At 67.1% G+C, this 20726-nt stretch carries 20 protein-coding genes and 2 tRNA genes; 7 read left to right on the forward strand and 15 right to left on the reverse strand.

Annotation, left to right across the window (positions count from 1 at the left end; all coding sequences use genetic code 11):
• Positions 1 to 131: transposase domain-containing protein (locus tag QZ772_RS03575; protein WP_295523130.1), on the forward strand; the 131-nt coding region annotated here is incomplete at its 5' end.
• 355 nt (positions 132 to 486) lie between these two features.
• On the opposite strand, the gene QZ772_RS03580 is transcribed toward QZ772_RS03575, so the two are convergent.
• The 6 genes from QZ772_RS03580 to QZ772_RS03605 form a co-directional block, all read right to left on the reverse strand.
• Positions 487 to 571: transfer RNA gene (locus tag QZ772_RS03580), tRNA-Ser, on the reverse strand.
• 98 nt (positions 572 to 669) lie between these two features.
• Complete coding sequence (hemW, locus tag QZ772_RS03585; RefSeq protein ID WP_295523095.1) at positions 670 to 1929, reverse strand: radical SAM family heme chaperone HemW; 1260 nt, start codon at positions 1927 to 1929, stop codon at positions 670 to 672.
• Positions 1926 to 2534, reverse strand: coding sequence for an RdgB/HAM1 family non-canonical purine NTP pyrophosphatase (rdgB, locus tag QZ772_RS03590; protein WP_295523098.1), 609 nt, complete (start codon positions 2532 to 2534; stop codon positions 1926 to 1928). The genes hemW and rdgB overlap by 4 nt, the downstream gene beginning before the upstream one ends.
• A gap of 23 nt (positions 2535 to 2557) precedes the next feature.
• Positions 2558 to 3289, reverse strand: a complete 732-nt coding sequence (rph, locus tag QZ772_RS03595) for a ribonuclease PH (RefSeq protein WP_295523100.1) — start codon at positions 3287 to 3289, stop codon at positions 2558 to 2560.
• Positions 3290 to 3367: 78 nt separating this feature from the next.
• Positions 3368 to 4276 carry a PP2C family serine/threonine-protein phosphatase gene (locus tag QZ772_RS03600; protein ID WP_295523102.1) on the reverse strand — a complete coding sequence of 303 codons (909 nt, stop codon included), beginning with the start codon at positions 4274 to 4276 and terminating at the stop codon, positions 3368 to 3370.
• A complete protein-coding gene (locus QZ772_RS03605; RefSeq protein ID WP_295523104.1) occupies positions 4273 to 5286 on the reverse strand; it encodes a serine/threonine-protein kinase in 1014 nt (337 codons plus the stop codon). The genes QZ772_RS03600 and QZ772_RS03605 overlap by 4 nt, the downstream gene beginning before the upstream one ends.
• A gap of 119 nt (positions 5287 to 5405) precedes the next feature.
• Between QZ772_RS03605 and QZ772_RS03610 the strand changes: the two genes are divergently transcribed.
• The 4 genes from QZ772_RS03610 to QZ772_RS03625 all read left to right on the forward strand — a co-directional run bounded on the left by QZ772_RS03610 (position 5406) and on the right by QZ772_RS03625 (position 9532).
• Positions 5406 to 6323 carry a YicC/YloC family endoribonuclease gene (locus QZ772_RS03610; RefSeq protein WP_295523106.1) on the forward strand — a complete coding sequence of 306 codons (918 nt, stop codon included), beginning with the start codon at positions 5406 to 5408 and terminating at the stop codon, positions 6321 to 6323.
• Positions 6324 to 6328: 5 nt separating this feature from the next.
• Positions 6329 to 6949, forward strand: coding sequence for a guanylate kinase (gene gmk, locus QZ772_RS03615; RefSeq protein WP_295523132.1), 621 nt, complete (start codon positions 6329 to 6331; stop codon positions 6947 to 6949).
• Positions 6950 to 6971: 22 nt separating this feature from the next.
• The gene (rpoZ, locus tag QZ772_RS03620) at positions 6972 to 7175 is read left to right on the forward strand and encodes a DNA-directed RNA polymerase subunit omega (RefSeq protein WP_017758912.1); all 204 of its coding nucleotides are present in this window, start codon (positions 6972 to 6974) and stop codon (positions 7173 to 7175) included.
• Between the two features lie 101 nt (positions 7176 to 7276).
• Positions 7277 to 9532, forward strand: coding sequence for a bifunctional (p)ppGpp synthetase/guanosine-3',5'-bis(diphosphate) 3'-pyrophosphohydrolase (locus QZ772_RS03625; protein ID WP_295523108.1), 2256 nt, complete (start codon positions 7277 to 7279; stop codon positions 9530 to 9532).
• 54 nt (positions 9533 to 9586) lie between these two features.
• Here QZ772_RS03625 and greB read toward each other — a convergent pair whose 3' ends face one another.
• The 4 genes from greB to orn form a co-directional block, all read right to left on the reverse strand.
• Positions 9587 to 10156 (reverse strand): transcription elongation factor GreB, encoded by a 570-nt coding sequence (gene greB / locus QZ772_RS03630; protein ID WP_295523110.1) that lies wholly within the window; start codon positions 10154 to 10156, stop codon positions 9587 to 9589.
• A gap of 84 nt (positions 10157 to 10240) precedes the next feature.
• Positions 10241 to 10317: transfer RNA gene (locus tag QZ772_RS03635), tRNA-Arg, on the reverse strand.
• A gap of 428 nt (positions 10318 to 10745) precedes the next feature.
• Positions 10746 to 12629, reverse strand: a complete 1884-nt coding sequence (locus QZ772_RS03640) for a DEAD/DEAH box helicase (protein ID WP_295523112.1) — start codon at positions 12627 to 12629, stop codon at positions 10746 to 10748.
• 275 nt (positions 12630 to 12904) lie between these two features.
• Complete coding sequence (orn, locus tag QZ772_RS03645) at positions 12905 to 13489, reverse strand: oligoribonuclease (RefSeq protein ID WP_295523114.1); 585 nt, start codon at positions 13487 to 13489, stop codon at positions 12905 to 12907.
• Positions 13490 to 13558: 69 nt separating this feature from the next.
• Here orn and QZ772_RS03650 point away from each other — a divergent pair, with 69 nt between their 5' ends.
• Entirely contained in the window at positions 13559 to 14827 is a 1269-nt protein-coding gene (locus QZ772_RS03650; RefSeq protein WP_295523116.1) for a M48 family metallopeptidase, read from the forward strand.
• A gap of 25 nt (positions 14828 to 14852) precedes the next feature.
• A complete protein-coding gene (gene rsgA / locus QZ772_RS03655; RefSeq protein WP_295523134.1) occupies positions 14853 to 15803 on the forward strand; it encodes a ribosome small subunit-dependent GTPase A in 951 nt (316 codons plus the stop codon).
• 64 nt (positions 15804 to 15867) lie between these two features.
• Here the strand turns inward: rsgA and hisC are convergent, their stop codons facing one another.
• The 5 genes from hisC to trmD form a co-directional block, all read right to left on the reverse strand.
• Positions 15868 to 16953 carry a histidinol-phosphate transaminase gene (hisC, locus tag QZ772_RS03660; RefSeq protein ID WP_295523118.1) on the reverse strand — a complete coding sequence of 362 codons (1086 nt, stop codon included), beginning with the start codon at positions 16951 to 16953 and terminating at the stop codon, positions 15868 to 15870.
• A 51-nt stretch (positions 16954 to 17004) separates the two neighbouring features.
• A complete protein-coding gene (locus QZ772_RS03665; protein WP_295523120.1) occupies positions 17005 to 17997 on the reverse strand; it encodes a CobD/CbiB family protein in 993 nt (330 codons plus the stop codon).
• Positions 17998 to 18073: 76 nt separating this feature from the next.
• Positions 18074 to 18832 carry a CoA pyrophosphatase gene (locus QZ772_RS03670; RefSeq protein WP_295523122.1) on the reverse strand — a complete coding sequence of 253 codons (759 nt, stop codon included), beginning with the start codon at positions 18830 to 18832 and terminating at the stop codon, positions 18074 to 18076.
• An 88-nt stretch (positions 18833 to 18920) separates the two neighbouring features.
• Entirely contained in the window at positions 18921 to 19304 is a 384-nt protein-coding gene (rplS, locus tag QZ772_RS03675; protein WP_295523124.1) for a 50S ribosomal protein L19, read from the reverse strand.
• A gap of 146 nt (positions 19305 to 19450) precedes the next feature.
• On the reverse strand, positions 19451 to 20209 hold the full coding sequence (trmD, locus tag QZ772_RS03680) for a tRNA (guanosine(37)-N1)-methyltransferase TrmD (RefSeq protein WP_295523126.1): 759 nt from the start codon (positions 20207 to 20209) through the stop codon (positions 19451 to 19453).
• Between the last annotated feature and the right edge of the window lie 517 nt (positions 20210 to 20726).

Here is a 20726-nt window from a genome sequence, read left to right on the forward strand (position 1 = left end):
TGCAGTCGGCACGGATGAACGGGCATGATCCCTGGGCCTACCTGCGTGATGTGCTGCGCCGTCTGCCGACGCTGCGCAACTCACAGCTGGACGAACTGCTGCCACATCGCTGGGTGCTAGCTCAAGCCTGAACTACCAATCGCCGTCAAGGTGGGACGGCCAGACGCTCACTGTGCGCGAGGCCATCTAGAAGAACCAGTCTGAGGGCGCGCTGGACCGGCTGTTCACTCGGAATTTCCCTCTGGTAACTGAAGCGTAGTAACTCCAGCCTCCCAGAGCCTTCCGGGTGAACAACCTATTGAGACATGACACCTAGCCCACGCCAACAATGCGCGGCTGAGGGGGCGGCCACCCCTGCGCCATCGGCCGGAGGGCGCGATCAGTGCAGCAGAAGTGAACGGGCAGCAATCAATGCTTGATGTGGGACTTTATGTGGGACAGATTCCAGATGGCCCGACTAAGGCATTGATTTGAAATGAAATCCGGCGGAAGCGGTGAGATTCGAACTCACGGACGGTTGCCCGTCGCCGGTTTTCAAGACCGGTGCAATCGACCACTCTGCCACGCTTCCTGGGTCGGCCTCCTGCGGCGGCGCCGGGTGGCGCCCGAAGGCGAAAAGAGGCCGCAAGTGTAAGGGCACTGCCGCGCCGTTACTTGGGTGGGTCGGCGTCAGTCCGCCTCGCCGCCCTCCGGCAGGAACATCGCCTGCAGGTCGCTCAGAAAATCCATGCCCCGCTCGGTGGGCCACACGCGGTGCAGGTCGCGCGCCAGCAGGCCGCGGGCTTCGGCTTCTTCCAGTGGGCGGCGGATGGCGCTGATGGCCAAACCGGTGCGTTCGCCAAACTGGCTCAGTGTGAAGCCTTCCTTCAGGCGCAGTGCGTTCAGCATGAACTCGAAGGGCAGGTCGGCCAGCGCCACGTCGTCGCTCTGGGCCACGGCCTGGCCGGCCAGGGCCTGCGCCATGTAGCGCTGCGGGTCGCGCACGCGCACCTGCCGCACGATGCGGTGGGCAAAGCTCAGCTTGCCGTGCGCGCCGGCCCCCAGACCCAGGTAGTCGCCGAACTGCCAGTAGTTGAGGTTGTGCGTGCAGCTGTGGCCCTGCCTGGCATACGCCGACACCTCATAGCGCGCCAGGCCCGCGGCCGCGGTGCGCTCGGTGATGCGGTCGAGCATGGCGTAGGCGATGTCGTCCTCGGGCAAGGCGGGCGGGTGCTTGGCGAAGAATGTGTTGGGCTCGATGGTCAGGTGGTAGATCGACAGGTGCGGCGGCGCGAGGGCCAGCGCCTGGTCCAGCTCGGCCGCCAGGCCCTGCAGCGTCTGTCCGGGCAGGGCGTACATCAGGTCGAGGTTGAAGGTCTCGAAGGCCTGGGCGGCTTCTTCCACGGCGGCAATGGCCTGGCGGCGGTCGTGCACGCGGCCCAGCGCCTTCAGGTGTGCGTCGTCGAAGCTCTGCACGCCGACCGACAGCCGCGTGACGCCCGCGGCGCGGTAGGCGCGGAAGCGGTCGCGCTCGAAGGTGCCGGGGTTGGCTTCCAGCGTGATCTCGCAGCCGGGCTCCAGCCGCAGGCGGGCGCGCACGGCGCCGAGCAGCCGGTCGATGCTTTCGGGCGCGAACAGGCTGGGCGTGCCGCCGCCCATGAAGATGGTGTGCACGGTGCGGCCCCACACCAGAGGCAGCGCGGCGTCCAGGTCGGCGATCAGGGCGTCGATGTAGCGCTGCTCGGGCACGGCCGCGTCATCGCCTTCGCCACGCCATTCGTGCGAGTTGAAGTCGCAGTAGGGGCACTTGCGCAGGCACCAGGGCAGGTGGATGTACAGCGACAGCGGTGGCGATGCGGCCAGCTGCAGCGGGCCCGGGCGCATCATGTGCAGCACGTCGTTGGACTGCGGCGCGACGGCTACGGCCGGCTGGATCGGGATGCTGCTCATCCGCCCAGGGCCCAGCGCTCGCGCATCAGGGCCAACATGGCGCGCGCGGCCTGGCCGCGGTGGCTGTGGGCGTTCTTCACCTCGGGCGGCAGTTGCGCGAAGGTCTTGCCGAATTGGGGCAGGAACATCACCGGGTCGAAGCCGAAGCCGTGCTCGCCCACCGGCTCGGTGGTGATCTCGCCGACGGCGCGGCCTACGGCGACCAGCGGCTCGGGGTCCTCGGCGTGGCGCAGTGCGACCAGCGTGCTGACCAGCGCGGCGCGGCGGTTGGATTCGCCGCGCAGCTGCTCCAGCAGTGCCTTGACGTTGTTGGCGTCGCCCTTCTCGTAGCCGAACTGTGTGGCGTAGTAGGCGGTGTCCACACCGGGCAGGCCGCCGAAGGCGTCGACGCACAGGCCGGCATCGTCGGCGATAGCGGGCAGGCCGGTGGCCGCACTGGCATGGCGGGCCTTGGTCAGCGCGTTTTCGATGAAGGTGCGGAAGGGCTCCTCCGCCTCGCCCACGCCCAGCTCCGACTGGCGCACGAGCGTCAGGCCCAGCGTGCCGAAGAGCTGTTGCAGCTCGGCCAGCTTGCCGGCGTTGTTGGATGCGAGAACCAGTTTCATGGATGTCTCGTACGCACGCGTGCTCAGGCGATCTGCAGCGCCTGCTTCTGCAACTGCACCAGCTCGGCGATGCCCTTGTCGGCCAGCGCCAGCAGCTGGTTCATCTCGTCACGGCTGAAGGCGGCGCCCTCGGCCGTACCCTGCACTTCCACGAAGTGGCCTGCGCCGGTCATGACGACGTTCATGTCGGTGTCGCAGGCGGAGTCTTCGACGTATTCCAGGTCCAGCAGCGGCGTGCCCTGCACGATGCCGACCGAGATGGCGGCCACATGGCTGCGGATGGGCGACGCGGCCAGCGTGCCGGCGGCGATGAGCTTGGCGACCGCATCGTGCGCCGCCACGAAGGCGCCGGTGATGGCGGCCGTGCGGGTGCCGCCGTCGGCCTGCAGCACGTCGCAGTCGAGGTAGATCGTGCGTTCGCCCAGCGCGGCCAGGTCGAACACGGCGCGCATCGAGCGGCCGATGAGGCGCTGGATCTCCTGCGTGCGGCCGCTCTGCTTGCCGCGTGCGGCCTCACGGTCGCCGCGGGTGTGGGTGGCGCGGGGCAGCATGCCGTACTCGGCGGTGACCCAGCCTTCGCCGCTGCCGCGCTTGTGCGGCGGCACCTTCTCTTCGACGGAGGCGGTGCACAGCACGCGCGTCTGGCCGAACTCTATGAGAACCGAGCCTTCGGCATGGATGGTGAAGCCGCGAGTGATGCGCACGGGGCGGAGCTGGTCGGCGGCGCGGCCGCTGCTGCGTAGGAAGTCGGTCATGGAAAGTTCTGAACAAGAGGATGGGAGAGGCAGGCGACGGCGACAGGCGCCGGCCTGTCGCACACACCAGCGCGCGGATCAGCTTTTTCGGGCCGCAGAGCGCCGGATGGCCTCGTTGATCTCGGCGATGGAGCGTTCGATGGCGGCCTCGTCGAGTTCGTCGTGGTCTTCCTCCCCGGGCAGCCCCGCCTGGATGCTGGAGGCGAAGACGTCAGGCCCGATGCTGTCGGTGGAAACGCCGGGTTCGGAGCCTGGCGCATCGGGGGTTTCCCACTCGACGGCGATCAGCGTCACGTTGTCGGAATGGCTGCCGCCGCGGCGCAGCGCCATCTCGACCATCTCGGGCGCGGCATCGGCCACCGGCCGCGCGGAAAGCGTGCGCACCAGCAGGGCGTCTTCGACGACGCCCCAGAGCCCGTCGGAGCAGAGCATCAGGCGGTCGCCCTGCTGCAACGGCAAGGGTTCGGAAAGATCGAACAGCGGCGGCACCGGCGAGCCCAGGCAGGTCTGCAGGAGATTGCGGTTGACGGGCAGATCGCTCATGGCCTGGTCTGCACGGGGACGCTCGGCATTGGAATGGTCGCGCGTGCGCACCAGCAGGCGGTGGCCGCGCACCACGTACAGGCGCGAATCGCCGCAGTGGATCCAGGTGGCGCAGCCCTGCTGCAGCACCGCCACCACGATGGTGGTTCGGGGCGTGTCGAGCATGGCCTTGCCGCTGGCGTAGCGCATGATCTGCTGGTGCGCTGCCATGATGGCTGCCGTCAGAAAGGCGCGCACGTCCCTGAGCACAGGCCGCGCCTCACGCTGGAACAGCGCCGCCACGGCCTGCAACGCGATCTGCGCCGCCACCTCGCCTTCGGGGTGGCCACCCATGCCGTCCGCCAGCACGAACAGCGCCGACTCGCGGGTGTAGCAGTAGCCCATGCGGTCCTCGTTCTTGAGGCGCCCGCCCTTGCGGCTGACCTGGAAGACGGAGAACTTCATGACGCCGCCGGCCGCGTTGTGGGTGCGCCGGCCTTGGCCACCGGCTTGCGCTCCGCGGCCCGCATGTTGTCGATCGACAGGCGCATGCGCTCGGCCACCGACAGCTTGGTGTAGCGGCGCTCGCCTTCGCGCCCCAGCTCCTTCTGCAGCGCAAAGACCGACTGCGGGCGGGAAAGGGGGTCGAGGGCCATGCACCACTCCACGACCTCGATCAGGTCGTCGGAATAGACGCCGCGCAGGCGCGTGAGGGACAGGCCCAACCGGTCCTTTTCGAGGCGCTGCGGCGCATCCAGCGGCGGATAGCCGTGCATGCAGGCGTAGATGCATGCGCCGACGGCGTAGATGTCGGTCCACGGCCCCATCGACGAATCGCGCCGGTACATCTCGGGCGCGGCGAAGCCGGGCGTGTACATGGGCCGCACGAAATTGCCTTCCTTGGAGAGCACCTCGCGTGCGGCGCCGAAGTCGATCATCACCGCGCGGTCGTCATCGGTGATGAAGATGTTGGCAGGCTTGATGTCCAGGTGCAGCATCTTGTGCTGGTGCACCACCCGCAGCCCGCGCAGGATCTCGTCGAACAGCGAGCGGATCGTGGACTCGCGCAGCACCTTTGAGCGCTTGAGCTCGCGGGCCGTCACGATGAAGTCCTGGAGCGTGGCGCCTTCCAGGTAATTCATCACCATGTAGACGGTTTCGTTCTCGCGAAAGAAGTTGAGCACGCTGACCACCGAGGCGTGGGCGATCTGCGCCAGCGCGCGCCCTTCCTCGAAGAAGCTCTTGAGGCCCAGCCGGTACAGGGAAAGCTTTTCGGGCGAAACCTGCGGCGTGAGGCTGCCGTCGTCTCGCGTGACGAGCGACGATGGCAGGTATTCCTTGATGGCGACCTGTTGGCCGACCTTGTCCACCGCCAGGTAGACCACGCCGAAACCACCGGAGGAGATGCGACGAACGACTCGGTAGCCACCGATCACCGTGTCCGGCATCAGGGGCGACGGTTTGACCTTTGACATAATCGGAGGCTTCGCCCGAAGAGGAGAGGCGGCATGCCCGTCGATCCGCATGAGAGAGGGCGCCGGCCCGTCGCTTCTGCGGGGCTTGTATGACGAACACGAGCCGAGAGCGAGGTGCAATGGCAGTTTACAGCATGACCGGTTACGCGAGCGGCCAGAGCCGCGCGTCAACCATCGACGCGTCCGCCGGAGAGGAACGGCCCGGTCCGCGCCTGGGCCTGGAACTGCGCGCGGTCAACAGCCGCTTCCTGGACCTGAGCTTCAAGCTGCCCGAGGAGCTGCGCCAGCACGAGCCAGCCCTTCGCGAACTGCTCACCCGCCGCCTCAAGCGCGGCAAGGTCGAGATGCGCGGCTCGGTCGAAACCGGCACGGACGGCACGGTGGCCGAGCCTTCCGTGCGCCTTCTGCAGCGACTCAACGGGGTTCAGGACGCGGTGCGCGCCTGGCTGCCGACAGCCCGCGAGCTGAGCGTGGCCGATGTGCTGCGACTGGCGGGCAGCGACAGCGGGCGCACGGCGTCTGCCGAACAGTTCGATGTCCTCACCCTTGCCACCGCCGTAGTGGAAGACCTCATTGCGGCGCGCGAGCGCGAAGGCGCCCGGCTCGTGGCTTTGCTGCAGGAGCGGCTACAAGGCTTACGGGCGTTGGCTGAGCAGGCGGAACCGCTCGTGCCCAAGCTGGTGGAGCAGCAGCGCACCCGCTTCCTGGAGCGCTGGCAGGAGGCCATGGGCCTGACCGCGGGCAGTGCGACGCCCGAGACCGCGCAGGACCGCGCTCTCTCCGAGGCGACGGCCTTTGCGATCCGCATCGACGTCGCCGAGGAGCTGGGCCGCCTGCGCGCCCATCTCGACGAAATCGACCGGCTTCTCACCAAAGGCGGCGAGGTCGGCAAGCGGCTCGACTTCCTCATCCAGGAACTGCACCGCGAGGCCAACACGCTGGGCTCGAAGTCGGCCGCGCTCGAACTCACCCGCATCGGTGTCGACATGAAGGTGCTGATCGAGCAGATGCGCGAGCAGGTGCAGAACATCGAATGAGCGCCATGGAATACCCCGGAAATCTCTTCGTCGTGGCAGCCCCGAGCGGGGCCGGCAAGTCCAGCCTGGTCAAGGCCTTGCGTGAGTTGGATTCGGCCGTCAATCCGTCGGTCTCGCACACCACGCGCGCGCCACGCGGCCAGGAAAAGCATGGACGCGAGTACTTCTTCGTCTCGCCTGCCGAATTCGACGCCATGGTGCAGGCCGAGGCTTTCCTGGAATGGGCGAACGTGCACGGCCATCGATACGGCACGTCCAAGCGCGCGGTGGAAGAGCGTATCGCTTCCGGCACCGACGTGATCCTGGAGATCGACTTCCAGGGCGCTCTCCAGGTGCGCAAGGTTTTCGCCAACGCGGTGCTGATCTTCATCCTGCCACCCAGCTGGGAAGAGCTGCGCTCGCGGCTGGAGCGCCGTGGCGAGGATGCGCCCGAGGTCATCGAGCTACGCTTGCAAAACGCGGCCGAGGAGATGACGCAAACGCGTGAATTCGACTACGTTATAATCAACGAATTATTTGAACGCGCGCTTTTCGACCTCAAAGCGATCGTTCACGCGCAGCGGCTTCGCTACTCTGCCCAGCGCCGCGCCCGTGCCGACACCTTTGCGGCATTGAATATTCCCTGACACTTCACCAAGGCAAACCGTCATGGCCCGCATCACTGTCGAAGACTGCCTTCAGCAGATCCCCAACCGCTTCCAGCTCGTCCTGGCCGCCACCTACCGCGCCCGTATGCTGAGCCAGGGCCATGCGCCCAAGATCGAAAGCAAGAACAAGCCCGCGGTCACCGCGCTGCGTGAGATCGCCGATGGCAAGGTCGGGCTCGAGATGCTCAAGAAGGTTCCGGGCTGATCGCCGCCACCTCTCGCGCTTCTCGCGAAGAACAAGCACCTTTCGAGGTGCTTTTTTTGTGCCCGGACACCAGTGGACGCTTCAGCGGCTAAAGTCGAAGCATGAGTGTGGTCCTTCCCTCTTCCGCGTCCGGCGCGGCGCCGGCGCCCGGCAAGGCGCCGACCGCTGCGCTGAATGCGGCTGCGGCGAGCTTCGCCGCGCTGACTGCTCGACTGGACTATCTGGCGGCCGAGGATGTGGACCTGGTACGCCGCGCTTACCGTTTTGCCGACGAAGCCCACCTGGGCCAGCTGCGCAACAGTGGCGAGCCCTACATCACGCACCCCATCGCTGTTGCCGCCCAGTGCGCCGAGTGGAAGCTCGATGCCCAGGCGCTGATGGCCGCGCTGCTGCATGACGCCATCGAAGACTGCGGTGTCACCAAACCCGAGCTGGTCGAGCGATTCGGTTCGGCAGTGGCGGAACTGGTGGACGGCCTCACCAAGCTCGACAAGCTGCAGTTCGACACACGCGAAGAAAACCAGGCCGAGTCTTTCCGCAAGATGCTGCTGGCCATGGCCCGCGACGTGCGCGTCATCCTAATCAAGCTGGCCGACCGCACGCACAACATGCGCACGCTGAGCGATGCACCCCGGGCCAAGTGGGGCCGCATCGCGCGCGAGACGCTGGACATCTACGCCCCCATCGCCTACCGCCTCGGGCTCAACCAGACCTACCGGGAACTGCAGGAGCTTTCGTTCCGGCATCTCAAGCCCTGGCGGCACGCGATCCTGACGAAGGCCGTCGCCAAGGCCCGCAGCCGGCGGCGCGACCTGATCCAGAAGGTGCAGCGCGACGTGGAAACCGCCTTCGCCGCAGCCGGGCTGCAGGTGCGCATTGCCGGCCGCGAGAAGACGCTGTACTCCATCTACCGCAAGATGGACGACAAGCACCTGAGCTTTGCCCAGGTCACCGACATCTACGGCTTTCGCCTGGTCGTGCCCAGCACCATCGCCTGCTACACGGGCCTGGGCGTGCTGCATCAGCTGTACAAACCGCATCCGGGCAAGTTCAAGGACCACATTGCCATCCCGAAGATCAACGGCTACCAGTCGCTGCATACGACGCTGGTCGGCCCCTCGGGCGTGAACGTGGAGTTCCAGCTTCGCACCGAGGCCATGCACGTCGTCGCCGAGTCGGGTGTGGCCGCGCATTGGCTGTACAAGGCCGCGGGCGATGCGGACCACGGCGAGCGACTGAGCGCCAAGTGGCTGCAGTCGCTGGTCGATATCCAGGACGAGACGCGCGACGCACGCGAGTTCTGGGAGCACGTCAAGGTCGACCTGTTCCCGGACGCCGTCTATGTCTTCACGCCTCGCAGCGAGATCCTGGCTCTGCCACGCGGCGCCACCGTGGTGGACTTCGCGTATGCGATCCACACCAATGTCGGCCATCACGCCTCGGCCGCGCGGATCAATGGCGAGCAGGTACCGCTGCGCACCGAACTCAAGAACGGCGATGTGGTCGAGGTGATCACCGCGCCGGTGTCCACGCCGAACCCGGCCTGGCTTGGCTTCGTGCGTACCGGCCGGGCGCGGTCGAAGATCCGCAATCACCTCAAGACCCTCGCGCAGGCCGAGTCCGAGCGCCTGGGCGAAAAGCTGCTGTCACAGGCCCTGAGGGCGGAAGGCGTGCGCAAGCTGCCGGGCAGCGAGCCCGACTACCAGGCCATCTGGGACAAGCTGCTGCGCTTCACCGGCAACCGCAACCGGGAGGACCTGATGACCGACATCGGACTGGGCAAGAGGGTGGCGAGCATCGTGGCCAAGCGGCTGATGACGCTGCTTGCCGAACGTGGGGAGAAGCCTGACGCCTTGTTGATGAGCCGGGAACGCTTCACGGCGCATGAAAACGTCTCGCAGGGCGCCGTCACCCTGGATGGCAGCGAGAACTCCTCAGTGCGCTTTGCGCTGTGCTGTCGGCCAGTGCCGGGCGATCCGATCGTGGGCTATCTCGGTCATGGCGAGGGGCTGGTGGTCCATACCGAGGCCTGCGGCGTCGGCCAGCGCCTGCGCCACAAGGACGCCGAGCGCTTCTTCGCTGTTGAATGGGCCGACGAACCCGTGCGCAGCTTCGAGACAGGCATTCTTGTCACAGTTCGCAACGACAAGGGCGTGCTGGCGCGAGTGGCCTCCACGCTCGCCCGTGCGGAGGCAGACATCACCCACGTCGAGATGCCGGACGAAAGCCAGCAGGACTCGACCGACCTGCGCTTCGTGGTTGCGGTGCGCGACGCGGCGCAGTTGGAAACCGTGCTGCGGGCCGCGCGGCGCACGCCCTCAGTGCTGTCGGCGAGGCGGATCGTGCCCGCGCCCTGAGCGCGCCCGGAATGGAGATCCGGTGCAGCGGCTTGCTGCAATGTCGGCTGGCTGCTATTGCGCGCCTCCGGGCGCTGGATAGTCAACGGCGACCACCTCGATCTCCTGCACACCGCCAGGTGTGACCAGCTTCAGCGAATCGCCAACGCGCGCCTTGAGCAAGGTCCGCGAAATGGGCGCGATCCAGCTGACCTGGCGCTGAGTGCTTTCGGCCTCGTCAATGCCCAGGATGGTGACCGAGTGCTCCTCACCGGCTTCGTCCGCATAGGTCACCGTGGCGCCGAAGAACACCTGGTCGCTCCCGTGGTGCACCGACGGATCGGTCACCTCGGCGATCTCGAGGCGCTTGGTCAGAAAGCGGATCCGTCGATCAATCTCGCGCAGCCGCTTCTTGCCGTACAGGTAGTCGCCGTTCTCCGAGCGATCGCCGTTCTTGGCGGCCCAGTGGACGGCTTCGACCACCTTGGGACGATCGACATCCATCAATGACAGCAGTTCAGACCGCAGGCGCTCGTAACCTGCCGGCGTGATGTAGTTCTTGGCGCCCGCAGGCAGAGACGGAAGACCGGCAACGTCGTCCTCTTCGCCACCGCCATCGCTCTCCTTGGTGAAGGCTTTGCTCATGCGCGAGATCCCCAAAAAGTGTTCGGACAAAGAAAAACGGGCTAGCGCTTGTGGCGCTAACCCGTTGTTCCCCATAGGGAAATATGGTGCGGCTGGCAGGAATCGAACCCACGACCCCTTGGTTCGTAGCCAAGTACTCTATCCAGCTGAGCTACAGCCGCTGAGCTTTCTAGTATAGCACGACATTTTCGTGGCGCCAACTATCAAGCAAAATTTTCTTCGTTTCTTCCGTCCTGGTAGGCCGTGCTGGGCTTGAACCAGCGACCAAAGGATTATGCCTACCACTTCAGCTTTCGCTGCCCGTTTCCGGTTCGTGGTCTGGACTCTGTCTTGCCTTTCGGCCTTCCCGTCGAGTCTCTACACGTTCCCCTTTCGGGGCTTCGCTCGGCGTTGGCCTGGCGCTCGGAAGAGCACGTTAGCGTTCGCCGAATTTGAGAAGTTCTACTTCAAGGCAGAGTGAACTTACCTTGAGCAACCCGTCGGGCCCCATCCGTTGGTACCGAAGCACCTTTAGGCTGCTGCCCTCCAAGTCCTCTGCTCTAACCAACTGAGCTAACGGCCCGAAGAGATGGGATTATGACACGACTTTTCAGCCTCTGTCACGCGGAACGAACGCACGGCCCGAAAAAGATTTGTTGCCGTTGCTACGGCCGGCACCCGAAGGGCGGCCGTCACGCGCAGCAGGAGCGGGCCGGCGGCTGTCGCCGTGCGAGCGAAGACCGCCAAAACCTTCGCCATGCCCACGACCGCCGAAGCCCTCGTTGTGCCCACGATGGCCGGCGGAGCCCTCGCCATGGCGCTGAGCGCCGAAGCCCTCTTGACGGCCGCGATGGCCGCCGAAGCCGTCGTCACCCTGGGGCCGGCCGAAGCCACCACCAGCGCGCGCGCCGCCGTCGAAGCCTTGCGAGCGCTGGCCGCCATGACGCGCCCCACCCGAGGACTCACCCCAACCCGGCGCACGTCCACCGCCAGCAAAGCCGGGCGAGCGGCGACGATCGTCGCCTTGACGTCCGGCCGGCGCACCACGGCCCCGGCCCGCGCCGCCACGCGGCGGCTGGGCCGTTGGTGCGCGGCGGGTCGGCTCCATGCCTTCGATGACCTCCGGCTGGAACTGCTGCTTGGTGAAGGCTTCGATGTCGAAGATGCGGCGCTGGTCGCGGAACTCGGCAAAGGTCACGGCGATACCGTCGCGACCCGCACGCCCGGTGCGGCCGATGCGGTGGGTGTAATCCTCCGCCTTCATCGGAAGCCCGAAGTTGAAGACGTGGCTGATCGTCGGCACGTCGATGCCGCGGGCAGCGACGTCGGTGGCCACGAGGATCTGCACCTGGCCGTTGCGCAGCGCCATCAGGCGGCGGTTGCGCAGACCCTGGCTCAGGGCACCGTGCAACGCCACGGCAGAGAAGCCGGCCTGCTGAAGGTCGTTGGCCAAGCCATCGCATTCGATCTGCGTGCTGGCGAACACCACTGCCTGCTGGATGGCGGGGTCGCGCAGCCAGTGGTCGAGCAGCGCCCGCTTGTGGCTGGCATGGTCGGCCCAGTGCAGCACCTGACGGATGTTGGCGTGCTTCTGCTGCGGGCTGTCGATCTGCACCTTGCGCGGCTCGCGCATCACGCGGGCGGCCAGTTGCTGGATGCGCGGCGCGAAGGTAGCGCTGAACATCATGGTCTGCTGGCGCTGGATGGTCAGCTGGTTGATCTCCGCGAGGTCGTCGGCGAAGCCCAGGTCGAGCATGCGGTCGGCTTCGTCGACGACGAGGAAGCGCACCTGCTCCAGCTTGATCTGCATTGAGCGCTGCAGGTCCAGCAGACGGCCAGGCGTGGCCACCACCAGGTTGGCGTTCTGCAGGCGAGCAATCTGCAACTGGTAGGGCATGCCGCCCACCACGTTGGCAATGCGCAGACCACGGCAGTGACGCACCAGTTCGATGGCGTCATGCGCCACTTGCTGGGCCAGTTCGCGGGTCGGGCACAGGACAAGCGCGCCGGGAACGGCGGGCTTGAAGTTGCGCGACAGCGTGGGGTTGGCGCGGCGCGGCTTCTTGGGCGGGGCCTCGCCGCGGGCTTCGGCTTCGGCCACCAGGCGCACATGCTCGGCACGGGCCTCGGCCTCTTCGCGCTGCTGCTGCTGCAGCAGGGTGTGCAGCACGGGCAGCAGGAAGGCGGCGGTCTTGCCGCTGCCGGTCTGGCTGGACACCATCAGGTCGACGAAGCCGGCCGCGCTGGCGTCCTGGTCGGCATTGCCGGCCATGGCCATCGGGATGGCTTTGGTCTGGACGGCGGTGGGCTCGGTGTAGCCCAGGTCGCGCACGGCGGCCACGAGTTCGGGCGCCAGACCGAGTTCGGCAAAGGGATGAGGGCCTTCGGGCATCGCCGCTTCAGCCGCCACGTCGGACGTGCCGAGGGATTCGTTGGAAAAAGAAAGGTCGAGCACAGGCGCAATAGCGCCCTGCTCATGCAGGGAGTCGGTCATAAAACTGATCGTGAACGCACGCCGCCCCGCAGGGGCAGGCACGTTGGAGGTTCAGAAAAACATCAACCATCCAACGACGATCGGCGCGTAGGCGATCCGTGCAAGAGGATCAGGCGCCGTGGTCGGGTTCATCGAGCTGTTCCGCGCTGTGCGGGAGCCGCCGACCAATGTGCAAGAAGGGAGATGCGCAAACTCGCTGCGGATTTGGTTTTGCAGCGAGCTCACGATTATGGCAGGAATTCAGGGTTTTGCCTAATCCCGCTGTTTGCCAATGCTCAATCCTGCAGCCGCAGGAAGGTGTCTCGATAGTGCAGCAGTTCGTCGATGGACTCGTGCACGTCGGCTAGCGCCGTGTGGGCCTGTTGCTTCTTGAACGCCGCATAGGCAGCGGGCTTCCAGCGCTTGGCCAACTCCTTGAGTGTGCTGACGTCAAGGTTGCGGTAGTGGAAGTAAGCCTCCAGCCGCGGCATGTACTTGACCAGGAAGCGCCGGTCCTGTCCGATGGTGTTGCCGCACATGGGCGAGCCGCTGCGGGGCACGTATCGGGCGATGAAGTCCAGCAGTTGCTGCTCCGCCGCCGCCTCATCGAGCGTGGACGCGCGCACCTTGTCGATCAGGCCGCTGCGACCATGAGTGCCCTTGTTCCAGGCGTCCATGCCGCCCAGCACAGCCTCGCTCTGGTGGACGACGAGCACGGGCCCGTCCACACGCGTGGAGAGATCGGGGCTGGTGATGACGACGGCGATCTCGAGCAGACGCTCCTTCTCGGGATCGAGCCCGCTCATCTCGCAATCGAGCCAGACGAGGTTCTGGTCGCTCTTGGCGAGGGTCGGGACGGTAGAGGCTGGGGATGCGGACATCGGGGCATTCTCGCCCACAGTCACCTGCGCTCCGTGCAGCCGATGGGTGCCCACTACACTGCGCCACGCATGTCCGCCTCCCTCGCCTTCACCCTTGTTTTCGCCGTCGCGTTGAGTGCCGGATTGCTGCTGCGCTTCTGGCTGGCGGCGCGCCAGATCCGCCACGTCGCCCAGCACCGCGATGTCGTTCCCGCCCCCTTTGCCGGCACGATCGGTCTGGCAGCCCACCGCAAGGCCGCCGACTACACGGTCGCGCGCATGCGCTTCGGCCTGATCGAAGCCGCCTGGGGCGCGGCCACCCTGATCGCCTGGACCTTGCTGGGCGGCCTGGACCTGCTGGACAAGACGCTGGCCACCTGGCTCGGCGCCGGCATTTGGCAACAGCTCGCACTGCTCGGCGCCTTCAGCCTGATCGGCGGACTGATCGACCTGCCCTTCACCTGGTGGCAGACCTTCCGGCTCGAAGAGCGCTTCGGCTTCAACAAGATGACGCCGGGCCTCTGGCTGGCCGATCTGCTCAAGGGGACAGCGCTGGGCGTGGTGCTGGGCCTGCCGCTGGCAGCGCTGGTGCTCTGGCTCATGGGCGCGGCGGGGCCACTCTGGTGGCTATGGGCCTGGGTGGCGCTTGCGGGCTGGACGCTGCTTCTCCAGTTCATCGTGCCCACCTGGATCGCCCCGCTCTTCAACAAGTTCTCGCCGCTGGACGACGAATCGCTCAAGCAGCGCGTGCAGAAGCTGATGACCCGCTGCGGCTTCGCGGCGAAGGGCCTGTTCGTGATGGACGGCAGCCGCCGCAGCGCCCATGCCAATGCCTACTTCACCGGTTTCGGCCGGTCCAAGCGCGTGGTGTTCTTCGACACGCTGTTGCGGCAGCTGACCCCGGGCGAGGTGGAGGCCGTGCTCGCCCACGAGCTGGGACACTTCAAGCATCGCCACATTACCCGCCGCATGGGCCTGATGCTGGTGCTGAGCCTCGCGGCCTTCGCGCTGCTCGGCTGGCTGTCGGCCCAGGCGTGGTTCTACACCGGGCTGGGCGTGCAGCCGCACATGGCGGCGCCCAACGATGCGCTGGCGCTGCTGCTGTTCATGCTGGTGGTGCCGGTGTTCAGCTTCTTCGTCTCCCCGGTCATGGCGCGCATGTCGCGTCGCGACGAGTTCGAGGCCGATGCCTTCGCGGCCGCACATGCCGACGGTGCCGACCTGTCCCGCGCCCTGCTCAAGCTGCACCAGGACAACGCGTCCACGCTGACGCCCGACCCGGTCTACGTCGGCTTCTATTACTCGCACCCGCCAGCGGCGCAACGCCTGGCGCGACTGCAGTCGGCTGCGGCGGCCTGAGGCGTCGGTGGGTCGGAGCAAGCACATCACGACCGCCAGCGTCGCGCCCCCCGCAGGAGCGTCGCAGGCGGGGCTCGTGGTCGGCAGCCATGGCCGTCACTGCCTGGTGGAGTCGCCCGACGGCGAGCGCCGCATCTGCCATCCGCGCGGCAAGAAGAGCCAAGCCGTCGTGGGCGATCGGGTGCAATGGCTGCCGAGCGCCGACGAGGGCACCATCGAGCGCGTAGAGGCGCGCCGCAATCTCTTCTACCGCCAGGACGAGATCCGCACCAAGTCCTTCGCGGCGAACCTCGACCAGATCCTGATGCTGGTCGCGGCGGAGCCCGATTTTTCGGAACATCAACTGACGCGTGCGCTGATCGCGGCCGAGGCCGAGCACATCCGGGCGCTGATCGTGCTCAACAAGAGCGACCTGCCCGGGCTCTTTTCGCCTGCCTGGGAACGCCTCGCGGCCTACCGACGCATGGGCTATGCGGTGCTGCCTCTGTCCTTGAAGGACGACGGCGCTTCGGGCCTGGCCGACGTGCAGGCCGAATTAGCCGGCCGCACCACGCTCATCCTCGGCCCATCGGGCGTGGGCAAGAGCACACTGGTCAACCGGCTAGTGCCCTCGGCGTTGGCGCAGACGGGCGAGATCTCGCAGGCGCTCAACTCGGGCCGCCACACCACCACGACCACTACCTGGTACTGGATGGACAAGCCGGCCGGCACGGCGCTGATCGATTCGCCCGGTTTTCAGGAGTTCGGACTCCACCACATCGCGCCCACGCAACTGCCCGCACTGATGCCCGACATCGCCGCGCACACCGGCGAGTGCCGTTTCTACAACTGCACGCACCGGCACGAGCCCGGCTGCGGCGTGATCGCACATGTCGAAAGTGCAGAGCGCCACGGCGGCGGCGGCGCGGACATCAGCGCACTGCGCTACCGCATCTACAACGAGCTCTTCGATGAGCTGAGCCGACCGGCTTACTGAAGGGCGACGCGTTACGCCTCGCATAGGCGCAGACCGGCGCCAACCAGGGCGCCGAACCTCAGCCTCAGCCCTCCAGGATCGCCTGCAGCGCCTCTACCAACGCGCCGCACTGCGCGCGGGTGCCAATACTGATGCGCAGCCACTGGTCGATGCGCGGCTGTCGGAAATGCCGCACCAGCACGGCCCGCTCGCGCAGCGCTGCCGCCAGGGCGGCCGCCTCACGCTGCGGATGGCGCGCGAAAACGAAGTTGGCCTGCGAGGGCAGCACCTCGAAGCCGAGGTCCTCCAGTTGCAGCGTCAGCCCTTCGCGCGTGTCGATCACCGCGCGGCATTGCGTGCTGAACCATGCCTCGTCCTCGATGGAGGCCAACGCGCCGGCTTGGGCCAGCCGGTCGAGCGGATAAGAGTTGAAGCTGTTCTTGATGCGCGCCAGGGCCTCGATGAGTGGCGCCTGGCCCAGCGCAAAGCCCACACGCAGTCCGGCCAGCGCGCGCGACTTGGAGAGAGTCTGCACCACGAGCAGGTTGGGGTGGGCCTCGACCAGCGCCGCAGCGCTGCTGGCGCCGAAGTCCACATAGGCCTCGTCCACCAACACCACACGCATCGGGCAGGCGCGCAGCAGCCGTTCGATGTCCGACAGCGGCAGCCCCTGTCCCGTGGGCGCGTTCGGGTTGGCGATCACCACACCCGCGCAGCCCTGCGCAGCCCGGCGGGCCAATTCGTCGATGTCGACGCGCAAGGCCGCGTCCACCGGCACCGCCTCCGCCTCGATGCCGTGCAGCTGTGTCCAGACCCGGTAGAAGCTATAGGTCACATCGGGAAAGAGCAGCGACTCGTCCCGCTGGAAGAAGGCCAGGAAGGCGTGGCTCAGCACCTCGTCGGAGCCGTTGCCGATGAACACCTGCGACGTCTGCAGACCGTGACGGCGGGCGATGGCCTTGCGCAGTTGCATGGACTCCGGATCGGGGTAGCGCTGAAGCCCGTCACGCGCCGCCTCGGCGATCGCGGCGATCACCCGCGGCGACGGCGGGCTCGGATGCTCATTGGTGTTGAGCTTGACCAGATTGGCGATGCGCGGCTGCTCGCCAGGCACATAGGGCTCGAGCCCCGCGACGCGCGGGCTCCAGAAGGCAGGAGAGGGTTGGGACATGTCGCTCGCCAGGCGGCGCAAGACCGCAAAGGAAGAACAATGGACGGCGCTTCAGCCCAGCAGGCGCGCCAGCGTCAGGAGCGCCAGCAGCAGCATCCACAGCACCACCGAGCGCCACACCAGGCCCACGACACTGCGCAGATGGGCTGGCTCGGGCTCCCGCCCCGCCGTGCCGCCGTCGGGCGACGTGGCTGGACCGGGCTGATCGGCATCCATGATCGCATCGGCCAGCGCCCGGCTGGGCCGCAACTGCTCGCCGCCCAGGCGGACATTCAGCGCGCCGGAGGTGGCTGCCAGGATCACGCCGTCGTTCACCCCCGCGAAATGACGCGCATCGTTGCGCCAGCTTTCGATGGCCTCCTCGAAGCTGCCAACCACCGCGAAGCCCAGCGCAGTGACGCGGGCGGGCAACCAGTCGATCACCGTCCACGCGCGGTCCGCGGCCTGCTGCACCCAGACGCTTGCGGGCTGGCTCATGGCGTTGTGCTTGTAGGCCCAGTAACGGCCCACGAACTCGCTCATGCGATAGAAAACGGCCCCAGCCGGCCCCAGGCCCAGCAGCGCGCCCAGAGAGAACCAGGCGAGCACCCCCAGCACATGGCGGTGCGCTGCGATGACCGAATAGGCGATCACGTGCCGCACGATCTCGCTGCGCGGCAGCTCGGCCGCATCGACCCGCTGCCAACGGGCAAGCAGGCTGCGTGCGAGCGCCTCGTCACCCACCTCCAGCGCGTCACGAATCTCCGTGAAGTGATGGCTGAACTGCCGGAAGCCGAGGGTTGCATAGAGCACGCCCACCCCCCAGACCAGCGCGAAGGGCGCACCGAGTGTGAGCATCAGCAGCCAGTGCAGGCCCAGTGCCAGTAGGCTCGGCACACCCACCGCCAAGGTCCATGCCACCCATCCGTGATGCGGCTTGCCGGCATCGAAATTGCGGCTCGTCCAGCGCGTCCAGGCCAGCGCTGCGCGAGCCGCCGGGTTGTCGGATGCCAGCGGCCGGACCTGCTCGATCAGCAGCGCGCACAGGATGGCAAAGAAGCTCATCGAAGAATCATAAGACGGCCCTGTGGCCCGCCGAAGACCACGGCAGCATCGCCGATTGCTGGTATGCGCAGTGCCGTCACGCGGCCAGGAAACGGTAGAGATTGCGCAACATGCCGGCCGTGGCGCCCCAGACGAAACGCTCACGGTCGCCATCCTGGTAGGGCATCGAGAAGAAGTGCCGCGCGGTAGGTCCCTCGCCTTCCACCTGGTGGCGGCGATGGTGGGCGGGATTCATCAGGAAGGCCAGCGGCACTTCGAACACGTCCGCCACCTCGGCGGAATTGGGACGCAGCACGAAGCCGGGCTGCACCAGCGCGACGACCGGCGTCACGACGAACGCCGTGATCGTGGTGTAGGTGGGCAGTTCGCCCAACACCTCGACGAAGCCCGCGTCCAGTCCGACCTCTTCCCATGCCTCGCGCAACGCCGCGGCGGCGATGCTGGCATCGCCAGGGTCCACTCGCCCGCCCGGGAAGGCGATCTGCCCCGAGTGCGTCGACATGCGGGTGGCCCGTTCTGTCAGCAGCACCGTGGGCTCGGCGCGCTGCACGATCGGCACAAGAACCGCGGCGGGTGCGGGGCTGCGGCGCGTCAGGCTCGGCTCGCGCCGGACTTCGGGTGTCCACGCCACGCCGTCGGGCGCGGCAAAACGGGCGCGCAAGGCATCTGCCTTCAGACGGGCGGTGGGCACCGCGGGCAGGTCGTGGTCGACGCGGGTGACGGGCACCGTGCGCGGATCCGTCACCGCCCCGGCCGGCGTGCCGACCGCATTGACCACCTCGGGCGGCGCATGGCCCGGGCTGCCGGGCGAAGGGGGTTCAGGACTGAGGGACATGGCGGTGCAGGGCAATGAAAAAGGCCGCCCGAAGGCGGCCCGGTGCGGGCGGCAGGAACGTTCGACGGTCCTGCCTGCACGGCGCGAATCAGTTCGCGGCGGCCGCGTTGGAAGCCTTGCCCGGCAGCTTTTCCTTGATGCGAGCGGAACGGCCGCTGCGCTCACGCAGGTAGTACAGCTTGGCACGACGCACGTCGCCGCGGCGCTTGACTTCGATGCCGGCGATCAGCGGGCTGTAGGTCTGGAAGGTCCGCTCGACGCCTTCGCCGCTGGAGATCTTGCGCACGGTGAAGGCGCTGTTCAGGCCGCGGTTGCGCTTGGCGATCACGACGCCTTCATAGGCCTGCACGCGCTTGCGGTTGCCTTCGACGACGTTGACGCTGACGATCACGGTGTCGCCAGGAGCGAACTCGGGGATCTTCTTGCCCAGGCGGGCGATTTCCTCTTGCTCGAGGGTCTGGATGAGGTTCATGGTTTCCTGCGAAAGGATCGTGTCCGCGCTGCACTGAAGGCGGCTGCCGGTGCCTGTGGCATCGCGAATTGCGAAGAAGGCGCCGGATCCACGAGGGAGCCTCGGGACGAGGGCCGCGGCCGGACAGAGGATCGAAAAGCCCTCGATTATAGCCCGGGCAGGGGCAACTGCTGCAAGTACTGCTCGTCCTTGGACTGAAGACGGCCGTCAGCACGGGCCGCGGCAATCAGGTCAGGCCGGCGCTTGGCCGTGAGCGCCAGCCGCTGCTCCCGCCGCCAGCGCTCGATCTGCGCGTGGTGTCCCGACATCAGCGGCGCCGGCACGGGCATGTCGCGCCAGACCTCGGGCCGTGTGTAGTGCGGACAGTCGAGCAGACCGTCGAGCTCGGGATTGAAGCTGTCCTGGGCATGGCTGTCGGCATCGCCGAGCACGCCCGGCTGCAGCCGGGCCACGGCATCGAGCAGCGCCAGGGCCGCCAGCTCACCGCCGGAAAGCACGAAATCGCCCAGGCTGATCTGATGGGTCACGTAGCGGTCGATGAAGCGCTGATCGAGCCCCTCATAGCGTCCGCAGAGCAGCAAAGCCCCTGCGCTCGCCGCCCATTCCGTCACCAGCGAATGCCGCAAAGGCTGGCCCACCGGGGAGAACAGCACGACTGGCGCGGGCTCACCCCGGTCGGCAAAGACGGCCTCCACGCAACGCGCCAGGGGCTCGGCCATCATGACCATGCCGGGCCCGCCGCCAAAGGGCCGATCGTCGACGCGCCGGTAATTGCCTTCGGAAAAGTCGCGCGGATTCCAGAAGCGCACGTCCACCTGCCCGGAGGCAAAGGCACGCCGATTGATGCCGCTGGCCAGGAAAGGCGCGAACAGCTCCGGGAAGAGGGTCAGGACGTCGAAGCGCATGCGCGTCCGCGTGCAGGCGGCATGGGCCGGCCGCTCAGTAGTCGGGCTGCCAATCGGCCACGATGACGCGGCCGGCCAGATCGACCTTGTCGACGATGGCGGAGACGAAGGGAATCAGGCGCTCGCCCGGCTTGTCGCCGTCGGCGGCTGGCGGCACCTGGAGGACCAGGGTGGTCTGCGGTCCGGTGGCCAGCAGTTCACGCACCGTACCCAACGCCACGCCCTCGCGATTGACGACCGCCAGGCCGACGAGATCGACCCAGTAGTACTCGTCGTCGTCCGGGGTCGGGAACAGGGACCGCGGCACGAAGATGCGGGCACCGCGCAGGGCCTCGGCCGCATTGCGGTCGGGAACTTCGTCGGAACGCGCCACGATGCAGTCGGTGTGCTCGCGGGCCTCTCGGATGGGAAGTCGGAAGACCTGGCGATCATTGCCAGGCGGCTGGAGGAACCAGCGCTTGGAAGTGAACAGCGCCTCCGGCTCAGAGATCGGAAGAGCACACGTCTGAACTCCAGT

It is taken from the genome of uncultured Pseudacidovorax sp., from assembly GCF_913773995.1.
GTDB lineage: Bacteria > Pseudomonadota > Gammaproteobacteria > Burkholderiales > Burkholderiaceae_C > Xenophilus.